General features: G+C 35.5%; 12 protein-coding genes. 8 read left to right on the top strand and 4 right to left on the bottom strand.

Features of this window, described 5'->3' with window-relative positions:
• Positions 1 to 63 precede the first annotated feature (63 nt).
• Both HQN85_RS11200 and HQN85_RS11195 read right to left on the bottom strand, forming a co-directional pair.
• Positions 64 to 885, bottom strand: coding sequence for a hypothetical protein (locus HQN85_RS11200; protein WP_173272179.1), 822 nt, complete (start codon positions 883 to 885; stop codon positions 64 to 66).
• Positions 886 to 1,099: 214 nt separating this feature from the next.
• Positions 1,100 to 3,310, bottom strand: coding sequence for an NADP-dependent isocitrate dehydrogenase (locus tag HQN85_RS11195; protein WP_173272176.1), 2,211 nt, complete (start codon positions 3,308 to 3,310; stop codon positions 1,100 to 1,102).
• 202 nt (positions 3,311 to 3,512) lie between these two features.
• Here HQN85_RS11195 and HQN85_RS11190 point away from each other — a divergent pair, with 202 nt between their 5' ends.
• The 3 genes from HQN85_RS11190 to HQN85_RS11180 are packed head-to-tail and all read left to right on the top strand — an operon-like array spanning position 3,513 to position 6,539.
• Positions 3,513 to 5,261, top strand: a complete 1,749-nt coding sequence (locus tag HQN85_RS11190; RefSeq protein ID WP_173272174.1) for a S41 family peptidase — start codon at positions 3,513 to 3,515, stop codon at positions 5,259 to 5,261.
• Between the two features lie 4 nt (positions 5,262 to 5,265).
• Positions 5,266 to 6,030, top strand: a complete 765-nt coding sequence (map, locus tag HQN85_RS11185) for a type I methionyl aminopeptidase (RefSeq protein WP_173272172.1) — start codon at positions 5,266 to 5,268, stop codon at positions 6,028 to 6,030.
• Positions 6,031 to 6,035: 5 nt separating this feature from the next.
• The gene (locus HQN85_RS11180; RefSeq protein WP_173272170.1) at positions 6,036 to 6,539 is read left to right on the top strand and encodes a GNAT family N-acetyltransferase; all 504 of its coding nucleotides are present in this window, start codon (positions 6,036 to 6,038) and stop codon (positions 6,537 to 6,539) included.
• A gap of 77 nt (positions 6,540 to 6,616) precedes the next feature.
• On the opposite strand, the gene HQN85_RS11175 is transcribed toward HQN85_RS11180, so the two are convergent.
• Positions 6,617 to 6,961, bottom strand: a complete 345-nt coding sequence (locus HQN85_RS11175; protein WP_173272169.1) for a single-stranded DNA-binding protein — start codon at positions 6,959 to 6,961, stop codon at positions 6,617 to 6,619.
• A 253-nt stretch (positions 6,962 to 7,214) separates the two neighbouring features.
• Between HQN85_RS11175 and HQN85_RS11170 the strand changes: the two genes are divergently transcribed.
• The 5 genes from HQN85_RS11170 to HQN85_RS11150 all read left to right on the top strand — a co-directional run bounded on the left by HQN85_RS11170 (position 7,215) and on the right by HQN85_RS11150 (position 10,785).
• A complete protein-coding gene (locus tag HQN85_RS11170) occupies positions 7,215 to 7,568 on the top strand; it encodes a hypothetical protein (protein WP_173272167.1) in 354 nt (117 codons plus the stop codon).
• A gap of 58 nt (positions 7,569 to 7,626) precedes the next feature.
• Positions 7,627 to 8,001: a hypothetical protein gene (locus tag HQN85_RS11165; protein ID WP_173272165.1), complete on the top strand. Its 375-nt coding sequence runs from the start codon at positions 7,627 to 7,629 to the stop codon at positions 7,999 to 8,001.
• Positions 8,002 to 8,097: 96 nt separating this feature from the next.
• Positions 8,098 to 8,847, top strand: coding sequence for a helix-turn-helix domain-containing protein (locus tag HQN85_RS11160; RefSeq protein ID WP_173272163.1), 750 nt, complete (start codon positions 8,098 to 8,100; stop codon positions 8,845 to 8,847).
• A gap of 23 nt (positions 8,848 to 8,870) precedes the next feature.
• Complete coding sequence (locus HQN85_RS11155; RefSeq protein ID WP_173272161.1) at positions 8,871 to 10,037, top strand: FAD-dependent oxidoreductase; 1,167 nt, start codon at positions 8,871 to 8,873, stop codon at positions 10,035 to 10,037.
• Between the two features lie 193 nt (positions 10,038 to 10,230).
• On the top strand, positions 10,231 to 10,785 hold the full coding sequence (locus HQN85_RS11150; RefSeq protein ID WP_173272159.1) for a DUF6985 domain-containing protein: 555 nt from the start codon (positions 10,231 to 10,233) through the stop codon (positions 10,783 to 10,785).
• Between the two features lie 205 nt (positions 10,786 to 10,990).
• Here HQN85_RS11150 and HQN85_RS11145 read toward each other — a convergent pair whose 3' ends face one another.
• Complete coding sequence (locus HQN85_RS11145) at positions 10,991 to 11,611, bottom strand: hypothetical protein (protein ID WP_216847263.1); 621 nt, start codon at positions 11,609 to 11,611, stop codon at positions 10,991 to 10,993.
• Positions 11,612 to 11,912: the final 301 nt, after the last annotated feature.

Here is an 11,912-nt window from a genome sequence, read left to right as displayed (position 1 = left end):
AAGCCCATTTGCATTGCATTTGGGCTTTTGAACTTACATATGTAGATGATATAAACTTGCTATTTAATAACTTTCGTAGGTATAAGTAGTTTTAACGACGCTTTGAGTAATGGAATTATTTAATGTTACTGCTGTTACAGTTTTTAATCTACCCAAATCGTCTAATTCATAAGTTTGGTTGTAACTGCTGTTATTTGCACTGAATGTTCCATTTTTTTGTATAAACTTACTTGCAATTGTAGAATTTGTAAAGAAATAATAAACTGGATCTATTATATCTTTATAATATTCTATTGTTGAATGATATGAATCAGAAGCTGGAATACCATTTATTGATTGTGGAATATAATCTGTTGTTACAAATGGATTTCCACCTTTTAAGCTAAACGTAAATGTATTAATCATGGTAGGAGCATTGTCAACATTTTTGGTTGTTATTTTGAAAATATTTCCACCTAAGTAGCTATACTCTTGACTACTTGTTAAAGTAACTACTGGGCTGGCAGGGTTTTGATAATCAGTAGCAGTAAAATTTGTACTCTCAATAAGATTTGTATTGCCTTGATATTTATAATCAGTTACATATTTTATTGAATTAACATTTTCTAATAAAACTTGAACAAGCCTACCATTTGAGTAAGTGCTTTTCTGAGAACTGTAAACAACCCCAGGCTTGTTAAAATACTCTACTTTAATAATTTGATTTTCAGTATTATAATAATATTTCAATGAGGTACCATCATCGCTAGTTAGCATTATTGGACGTGAATTCTTATATGGATCAGCAATTACAATAGGATCAACCGGCTTAGGATCAGTTCCTTTTTTACAAGCTGTAAATAAACCCATTAGGGCAATTAAACTATAAAGAATATTCTTTCTCATTGTTGTCTAGATTACAAGATTAAATTAATCGGCAAACCTAGTCATTCAAGAAACCTTAAAAAATCATCTTTTAAGGAGATAAAAATTTTAATTAGCACTTAAAAACGGAATGAATTGATCTGATATCATCTTAAAAGATTAAGAAAGAATTGACCATAAAAAAGTCGCAGCAAATGCTGCGACTTTTTTATTAAAACTAGTTAAGCCAATTAGATTACAAACTTGCCAAAGTACTATTCAATGTTTCACTTGGACGCATCGCTTTACTTGCCAAGCTATCATTTGGATGATAGTAACCACCAATATTTTGTGGCTTACCTTGTGCGCCAATTAACTCATCAACTATTTTAGATTCATTTTCTGTTAATGCTTTTGCAAGTGGTGTAAATCTCGCTTTCAAATCTGCATCTTTTGTTTGGTTTGCTAATGCCTCAGCCCAGTATAAAGCCAAATAAAAATGCGAACCACGATTATCAATTGTGCCTAGCTTTCTTCCTGGAGACTTATCTGTAGCTAAGAATTTCGCATTTGCTTCATCTAATGCATCAGCTAAAACTTGAGCTTTTGCATTATTTTGTGTTTGCGCTAAATGCTCTAATGAAGCTTGTAAAGCTAAGAACTCACCAAGCGAATCCCAACGTAAATATCCCTCTTCTATAAACTGCTCAATATGTTTTGGAGCAGAACCACCAGCGCCTGTTTCGAATAAACCACCACCATTCATTAAAGGAACAATAGATAACATTTTTGCAGATGTACCTAATTCTAAAATCGGGAATAAATCTGTTAAGTAGTCACGTAATACGTTTCCTGTAACTGAAATTGTATCTTGTCCTTTTCTAATTCTTTCTAAAGTATATTTAGTCGCTTCTACAGGAGCAAGAATTTGGATATCTAACCCATTAGTATCATGATCAGCTAAATATTTTTTCACTTTAGCGATGATTTCTCTATCATGTGCTCTATTTTCATCTAACCAAAAAACTGCTGGTGTAGCCGATAAACGAGCTCTGTTTACCGCTAACTTTACCCAATCCTGAATTGGTGCATCTTTAGTCTGACACATTCTAAAAATATCGCCCTTTGCTACTTTCTGATCGAAGAAAACTTTTCCGTTTGCATCTGTTACACGAATAGTACCATTTGCTTTTGCTTGGAAAGTTTTATCATGAGAACCATATTCTTCAGCTTTTTGAGCCATTAAACCTACATTCGGAACAGAACCCATCGTAGTCACATCAAAAGCACCATTGGCTTTACAATCGTCTATTGTTGCAGTATACACACCTGCATAACAACGATCAGGGATTAGAGCTGTTGTATCTTGAAGTTTACCAGCCGCATTCCACATCTGACCAGAAGTACGGATCATGGCAGGCATCGAAGCATCTACAATCACATCCGATGGTACGTGCAAATTAGTAATCCCTTTATCAGAATTTACCATTGCTAAGGCCGGACCATTTTCAATGGCTTTTGCTAAGTCTGCCTCAACTTCAGCTTGTTTCGGATGACCTGCAATTTTTGCGTACACATCCCCTAAACCATTGCTCGTATCGATGTTTAATTCCTTAAATAAATCAGCATATTTTGTAAATACATCTGCAAAATATACTTCTACAATAGCACCAAAAATAAGCGGATCAGAAACCTTCATCATCGTTGCTTTTAAGTGGGCAGACAATAATGTTCCGGCTGCTCTGGTAGCTATAATTTCTTTCGCCACAAATGCTTTTAATGCAGAAAGACTTAAGGCAGAACTATCAATTACTTCACCAGCTTTTAAATTAGCTAAGCCTTTTAACTCTGTTACCGAACCATCTTCGGCTACAAATTCTATTTTAAATTGAGTGGCTTCTGCTACGGTTAAAGATTTCTCTGAACCATAAAAATCTCCCTCGCTCATGCTTGCTACTCTTGTTTTAGAATCTGCCGACCATGCTCCCATTGAGTGTGGATTAACTTTTGCATAATTCTTAACTGCTTTTGGTGCTCTTCTATCCGAATTTCCTTCACGTAAAACTGGATTTACAGCAGAACCTAATACTTTGCCATATTTAGCTTTGATTGCTTTTTCTTCTTCAGTTTGCGCATTATCTGGATAGTTTGGCAACGCATAACCTTGTGCTTGCAATTCAGTAATTGCATCTACCAATTGTGGTATAGAAGCAGAAATATTTGGTAATTTGATAATATTCGCTTCTGGCGTAGTAGCTAATGCACCAAGTTCAGCTAAGGCATCACCAATTTTTTGATCGTCTTTTAAAAACTCTGGGAAATTTGCCAAAATTCTTCCTGCCAATGAAATATCTCTAGTTTCTACATCAATACCTGCAGAAGAGGTAAAAGCTTGTACAATTGGTAAAAATGAATAGGTAGCCAACATTGGCGCTTCATCTGTTTTGGTATAGATAATCTTTGACATATGATATTGCTTGTTAATATTAATTTCGATTGGATTTTTGACCGGTTGGCTAAAATCGCCTAAAGATAAAATAAACGAATGAATTTAATAACATGGTAATGTTAAATTGGTTTTGATGATGGACAAACCATATGCGTAAAACTATTGCTATATTGATGCAACCATTTGATATACAAGATCGTCAACTTATAAAAAGAACTTGATGAAAACAAAACTCCTTACCCTACTCCTCTTGCTTTTTGTGGTTACCAATAAAGCTCAAACAGTAAATCCGACTGAAAAAGAAAAACCTAAAGCTTCTTTAGATAAAGAGTTTACTGCAGGTTCAAACCTCAGTTTGAAAAACTTAACACCCATGCAAATTACCAATTTGGCAGTGCTGGGTAAACTATGGAGCTTTTTAAAATATCATCATCCGGCTGTTGCTAAAGGAAATTACAATTGGGATTTCGAACTATTTAGGATTATTCCCAAAGTTCTTGCTGTAAAGAACGACGCAGAGCGAAATGTAGTTTTATCCAATTGGATAAATGGTCTCGGTCCATTTAAAACCCTTACTCCAAAAGTAATTCCTGCAGCAGCTATCAAATACAAACCAAATTTCGACTGGGTAACAACTTCAGGACTGAGCAAAAAATTAATCGACCAGATTAACCAAATCAAAATAGCAGATAGAACGGAAGAAAGTTATTATGTAAAATTATACGATGCCGAAACGCCTGTTGCCATATTTAAAAATGAAGATCCTTACCGTAGTTTTAAATACCCAGATGATGGTTATAGAGTGTTAGCCTTATTTAGATTTTGGAGCAGCATAGAATATTTCGCTCCCTATAGAAACTTAACAGATAAACCCTGGGGAAACATCTTAAAAGAATACTTACCAAAATTTATAGCTGCTAAAGATGAATTAACATATAAACTTACCGCAGCTGCTTTGGTGGCAGAGATTAGCGATTCACACGCAGATCTTTCCCCTTTCGACAATGCCTTTAGAACTTTTTATGGTACAATGGCCCCAAATATCGAAATCGTTTTTGTGAATAATGAACCTGTTGTTACTTACAGCAATGATGAAATAGTTGGCACCAATTCGTTAAAGAGAGGCGATGTAATACAAACCATTAATACAGTTCCGGTAGCACAGCTGATGAAAGAAAAATTGCCATACATGTCTGCATCAAACTATCCAACCAAATTAAGAAAAATGGCACAACTGCTTTTAAGGACCAACGATACCTTGATGAAAGTAAGTTATCTTAGAAATAATCAATCTGCAACTACAACTTTAAAATGTTATCCTTTTAACAGAACCAATTATAAAAAACCTGCAGCAACCGATACAGGTTTTAAGATAATTAATGACGTTGCCTATTTTCATCCTGGTAGGTTAGGCAAACGCTTAAATTCTGTTATGCCTTTAGCCATGAAAGCTAAAGGGATAATTATTGATATGCGCACCTATCCTAAACCAACAGATTTTGCTTGGGACATTGGAAAATATTTATTTACAAAGCCGATGGATATCGCCCGATATACACAAGGAAGTACCGAAACTCCAGGATTATTTACCTACATGTCTTATGAATACATGGCACAAGCCAGAATTGGAATAGCTAGAACAGACAATTACAAAGGGCAAGTCATTATTCTGGTGAATGAAGAAACGCAAAGCTTGGCCGAATTATCGGTGATGGCATTAAGTACACGACCAAACACTTTGGTAATAGGCAGTCAAACTGCAGGAGCAGATGGTAGTGTAGGTATGCCGATTACCTTGCCCGGAGGAATAGGTTCGAGCTATACACAAATTGGCGTGTATTATCCTGATGGTAGAGAAACACAAAGAATTGGAATTATACCAAACATTGTAGTGAAGCCAACCGTTAAAGGTATACAAGAAGGTAGGGATGAACTTTTAGAAAAAGCCATATCTTTGCTTAATAAATAGAATTATGTCGATAACTAATGCCGAAGAACTTGCAGGAATGCAAAAAATAAGTGATGCTGTAGCCATTACGCTCAAAGAAATGCGAGCTTATGTGAAACCAGGCATGAGTGCTAAACAATTAGATGATTTTGGCGGTAGCATTTTAAATGATCTCGGCGCAAAATCTGCTCCGCGTTTAACTTATGACTTCCCTGGTTGGACTTGTATTAGCGTGAATAATGAAATTGCACATGGTATTCCGAGCGAACAAAAGATATTTAAAGAAGGCGATTTAGTGAACATTGATGTATCTGCAGAATTAGATGGTTTCTGGTCAGACAATGGAGGTTCTTTTGTGTTGGGCGAAGATATTTATCAATACCAAAAGTTAGTGACCGCTTCTAAAAACATCTTGAAGAAAGCCATAGGCCAAATAAAAGGCGGCGTTAAAATTTCTGAGATTGGAAGGCTGATTGAAACTGAAGCAAAGAAATCTGGTTACACCGTAATTAAAAATTTAACAGGCCATGGTGTAGGCAGAAGTTTACATGAAGAACCACATGAAATTGCCAACTTTCAAGATCGTTATAACTTTGAACGTTTCAGAAAGAATACAACCGTTGCTGTAGAAACATTTATATCAACCAAGTCTACCATCGCCAATACTGAAAAAGACGGCTGGACATTAGTAGGTAACCGCGGCGGATTTGTAGCACAACATGAACACACCATTATGGTTACGGATGGCATTCCACTAATCCTGACCAATCAAAATGAAATTTGGAACTAAACCTTATGATCGAAAGCAAACGCCTCATTTTACAACCGCTCACTCACGACCAATTAGTAAAATATATTAAGAACGATAATTCCTTAGAAGAGGAGTTGCAGCTAAACCCTACGCACAAAATAATTTCTCCTGCACTTAAAGAAGCTTTAGAAGAAACCATTTTACCAAACGTAGCTGACACAGGTAAAAACCATTTGTTCTCTACGTTGTGGACACTCATTTTAAAAACGGAAAATAAAATGATTGGTGATATCTGCTTTGTGGGTGAACCTGATGAAAATGGCGAAATAGAAATTGGTTATGGAACCTACGAAGATTTTAGAGGCAAAGGTTATATGACCGAAGGTGTTGGCCGCATGATTGAATGGGCAAAAAGTCAGGAAAATGTGAAGTCTATATTTGCTCAAACTGCAAAAGATAACCCTGCATCATTTGGGATATTAGAACACAACCACTTCGAAAAGGTTGGTGAAGTGGATAATGTATTTAATTGGAGATTGATATTTTAAACTATAATTGAATACTAAAAGAGGATGTTTGTATGCTGTTCATTAGCAGACAAACATCCCAATTTATAAACCCAGCACTAGCCCGCAATTTCCGCTTCTTTGATTACCACCTCTTCTACCACTATTTCTGTGCTATAGCGTTTAGTACCATCTTTTGCTTCATAATTGTTATTTTGTAATCTGCCTTCAATTGAAAAGTACGTCCCTTTCTTAATCTTTAACTCTGCTATATCTGCTTTAGCACCCCAAAAGGTTAATGAAAACCAATGTGTTTTTTTCGTTTCTTCACCTGCAGCATTTTTATAACGTTCGTTTACGGCCATATTTACACGGGCTAGTTTAGTGTTACCTGCTACTACTTTAATTTCTGCATCGCTACCTGCACAACCGCTTAATACTACTTTGTTTACTACGTTTTCCATGATCTTTAAATTAAGTTTCTAACTATTTAACAAACAATAGTCACCACGACTACCGACAGGACAAAGTTGAAAAGAGTGGAGATAAGTAGTCGGATTTTAAACAGTTATAACCGTGTATAAACGGTTAAACACGTCTGCCAAAATTAAGAGAGAGGACAAGGGCCTTATTTAAGCATTAAAATTGCGATAAAATTCTTTATCATTTTATTTTTCAGTAGTTTTAACCATCACCCCTATTAAAAACAAAAACAGTATGGAACGATTATGTCTAGACTGCAATGCTGTTATTAATGGCAGGGCTGATAAAAAATTCTGCGACGATCAATGTCGCACAAACTACAACAACCTTAAAAGAACGGAAGACAATAGTTTTGTAAATGAGGTTAATCGGATTTTAAAAAAGAATAGAGCTATTCTTAAAACCAAAAATCCTGATGGCAAAATTAAAGTCAAACGAGAAGCATTACTAAGAAAGGGTTTCGATTTTAATTACCATACCCATAGTTACGCCACACAAAAAGGTCAGGTTTATTTCTTTTGTTATGAACAAGGCTATCTTTCTTTAGAGAATGGCGAAGTATTGTTGGTGAAAAGGGAGGATAAGTAATAAACACAAAAATAAACTTCTATATATTTAAGTAGAAACCATTTAAAACATACCTTACATGGATAGACTTTTAAAATTAGGATATACAAATTTGTGGATTGATCTTGGACTTTTAACGAAGCAAGTGTTAAATGAGCAATTGAAAGAATTTGACAAAAGTGACGACAAAAACACTGAACACTATCGTTATGAAACGTTTAGAAAATTTTTAACAATAAAAAAAATATTGACAGATAACGAACTCAGTAACTATATAAAAGTTGCAAAATCTGACGAAGATGAGATAATGGCAAATTCTGCAATTCTTGACATATTAACAGAAATTGAATTGACAAATTTTCAGTTTGACAAGGTTTGTTCAGAAATAGAAGAGCTTGGGCTTGGACCTTCAGCTCAAAAAACAATTTCACAACAAAAATTATTAAGGAGATAAAATCAGAAAATTTAAACAGATGAATTTTTGTGTTATAGCATAATAATAAATTCAAGTAACCGTCCAAATTTCCAAAGCCCCGAAATGTTACGACCGATGAAAAACGCATTAAACTTTCAACTCATCGAACCTGATAAATCACTTACTGATTTTGTGTATGCTTTCACTTGCCTGCAAGGTTTCTCAAGTCAAGAGCAAGCAGTCATCATTCCAAATGGAAAAGTAGATTTAATCTTCTCCAAAACAAAGGACAATCAATTGATCGTAGCGCTTTTGGGATTAGAAACAAAACCCAAATACACTCACCAAGAAGTTGTCAATTTCTTTTCGGTGAGTTTTAATCCACTCGCTATAGAATACATCTTTAATGAGCCAATAGCTGACATCATCAACACAGGAAAAATTTTGCCTGCTGGTTTTTGGGATGTCACTATCAATGACTTGGATAATTTTGAAAGATTTTGTGAAAAAGCAAGCAACAAGATCAAATCTATTTTGCCAAAGAAAATAGATGAACGCAAACGTGAATTATTTCAATTGATCTTCGCTTCAAATGGCGAAATGCCAATCAAAGAACTTGCTGAAAAGCTACATTGGAGTGAACGCCAAATGAATAGATACTTCAATCAGCAGTTTGGACTTTCTTTAAAAGCATATTGCAAAATACTTCGATTCCAATATTCGCTTCCATTTATCAAAAACGGTCATCTTTATCCAAAACTCAATTTCACCGATCAGTCACATTTTATTAAAGAAATTAAACAATTTTCTGGCGTTTCTCCGAAAGAACTCTATAAAAATGAAAACGACCGATTTTTACAATTCTTAGCCTACGGTGAAGACTAATTTTGTAGCATAAATTTAAAATTATGCTGATACAAAATAAACAAATAGCAATTGTAGGCGGTGGTCCAGGCGGACTTACCCTAGCCAGACTTTTACAATTACAAAACGTAAATGTAAAAGTATATGAAAGAGATGTCGATAAAAACGCAAGAGTTCAAGGCTCCCCTCTCGATTTACATGAAAATTCAGGTTTGGCAGCTATTCGAAAAGCCGATTTGCTGGAGGAGTTCAAAAAGAACTATATGCCGGGCGCAGATAAAACAACGATCACTAACGATCAAGCCGAAATTGTTTTTACCGATCATGAAACTAAAAAAGAAGAAAACTTTGGCGACCAATATTTTCGTCCGGAAATAGACCGAGGAGTGCTCCGAAAACTATTAATAAATTCTTTACACCCTGATAATATTGTTTGGAACAGTCACTTTTTATCCATGGATAAACAAGGCGAGGGCTGGTTGTTGCATTTCAAAAATGGCAAAAGCACTTACGCAGATATTGTAATTGCAGCAGATGGAGCAAATTCGAAAATTCGCCCCTACATTACGAATATTAAACCTTTTTATTCTGGCATAACGATGCTTGAAGGAAACATCTATAAGGGTGAAAAAGTAGTACCAAAAGTTTCTGCCATTCTTCGAGGAGGAAAAATAATGGCTTTCGGAAACGAAAAAGATATTTTGATGGGGCAAAAAGCAAATGGAGAAATCGGGTTTTATGCAAGTTTCAAAGCAGCCGAAAATTGGGCTACAACAAGTGGGTTAGATTTTAAAGATCACAACCAAGTACTAAATTGGTTTAAGAAAGCTTATCCAGAGTGGAGCACAATTTGGCATGAATTATTTGAAAACACAACAGTGCCATTTATTCCACGACCAATATATTGTATGCCTTTAGATCAAACTTGGGAAGCTCAATCAAATATCACCCTGCTTGGAGATGCAGCTCATGTAATGCCGCCGTTTGCTGGCGAAGGTGTAAATATGGCAATGCTTGATGCCTTAGAGTTGTCTGAAGTTTTATCAAGTAACGAACACGAAACGATAGCAAAAGCGATTGCATCTTATGAAACAGTTATGCGAAAAAGAGCATCTCAAATGGCCCAAGAATCGCTTGACAATGGGGAAAGAATGCACAGCAAAAATGCATTGGAAATAATGACTGCCTTTTTTAGCGGAAACCATGAATAGCAAGAGTGTCTAGCTTGTTATAATCAATACTAAATTCTATACCATTATATAGCAAAATCCATTCAGGCAATATTTACTTAAAGGTCATTAAAATGGGCTGAATAGCAATTAATGTAACTATTGGCTAGCAGTGAATATAAAAACATATGTATATTTAAGCGTTAGTAACCAGCTTAAAAACAACAAGATAAAAATGAGCAAAGAAGTTATATCAAAGATTATTGGAAGACTAAAACAAGATACAGGTCTTCCCGATTGGTGGAAAAGTGAAGAAATCTCCATTCCCTTTTTCGACAACATGAAGTTGACGATTACTTTTACCGATTTTGAACCTGAAGATGACCACACTTTTGTTGATGAAGCAGACCAAGCATTGACAAATTTTCTAAAACTAACTGCTGTCGACCGAGATTCAATTTCTGAATTAGCTTATCAAAACTGTATGGACTTTTTGGACGAAGTGGAATATGATGAAGCGGATGAACCACTAAGACAAATTAAGAATAAAAATGAAATTTGGAATTTTATTCAGCCAACAGAGATTTATGTAACAAGAAGGCCTTACAAAGAGCAAGACATATATGTTCAAATTGCTTGCGAGTGTGATTGGGAACAAGAGCATGGACTTCAATTAGTGTTTAAACAAGGTAAAAAGCTTACAAGAATAAGCGACCAAGACGGACATTTAACGGAAGCGGACGCATACGGCAAACCAGACGAGGAAGATGAACTTTTATCAAAGTTTTAAAATGATGGTTTAGCCGAAAGGTTAACAGCCTTTTAGAGGTACATATCAAATACGTGCATCAGTAAAGGGATATTCCTTGCGAGAAAAATAATTCTTGACTACGCTCAGTATGACGATTAACCTCAGCCGTCATCCTGAGCATAGTCGAAGGATCTATACAAGTTTACCAACTTTTAAATGATTCGGGGCCGAAGCCTCAAATCATTTACTGCACAACTCTAGAAATAATATCACTTTCTGCTTTTTGTCCTCTCCTACCAACTGCCGTAATACGACCATAAATACGTGCACCACTTTTTAAGCCCACAAACGTAAACTGACGTGAACTGTTAGGTTGAATTTTCCATGGAGTATCTGCAGTAGGCATTTCTTCTGAATATTGAAAAATATAACTCAATACATTTTTTACACCTTTGCACGAAAAAATAAGCTCTCCAGGGTTAGCCCCATCGCTTATTGTAAACTCTCTTGGATTTTCTAAGGGAGCACTAGCCTCACCAGTACTTCCCATATCAAAACCGCTACTTAGCAATTTAGCTTTATCGCCGTTGGCTTGAGTGGAGATATCTAATGCTAATTGGCGCATCGCTAAGGTTAACGCCAATTTAGTTTGATTTTTTAAGGCAATCAGTTCTCTATCACCATTAGCTGCTTTAGCTAAATGAGTATTGTAAGTACTTAGAGTTTTATTAAATGCCATCAAGGTTGGCGTTGTTATAGGAAAATTAGCATTTCCTGTTAAGGCATCCAATACATTTTGTGCTCTTTGGTTCAAATTTGCATCCGATAGTTTCGAATAGTCTATAATTAATTTAGCAATTTTCATGTTTTTCATGTTTAGATCGGCGGTGTGGTAAAAACCTATTGTTTTCAACCAGTTACTAACGGCACACTGCAATAAAAGATATGCACGAAGTTAATTAATGTGATTTAACTGCATTTAGCATAAGGAACCGACCTTTTCCTATTGAGTAAAGCTCTTTTACTGAAAGTCGAAAGCAATTTACCCTAATGGAAAGCCTTTCGACCGTTATGTAAAGAGCATTTTCCCAAAGTTAATAGGCTTTTGCCGTTTAGAAAAGCACTTCGACCGTAATGGAAAGCCTTTCGACCGTTACGCAAAGAGA

This window comes from Pedobacter boryungensis, assembly GCF_013204825.1.
Lineage (GTDB): Bacteria > Bacteroidota > Bacteroidia > Sphingobacteriales > Sphingobacteriaceae > Pedobacter > Pedobacter boryungensis.
Note: the sequence above shows the minus strand (reverse complement) of the source record. Positions and strands in the feature narration are given on the sequence as shown.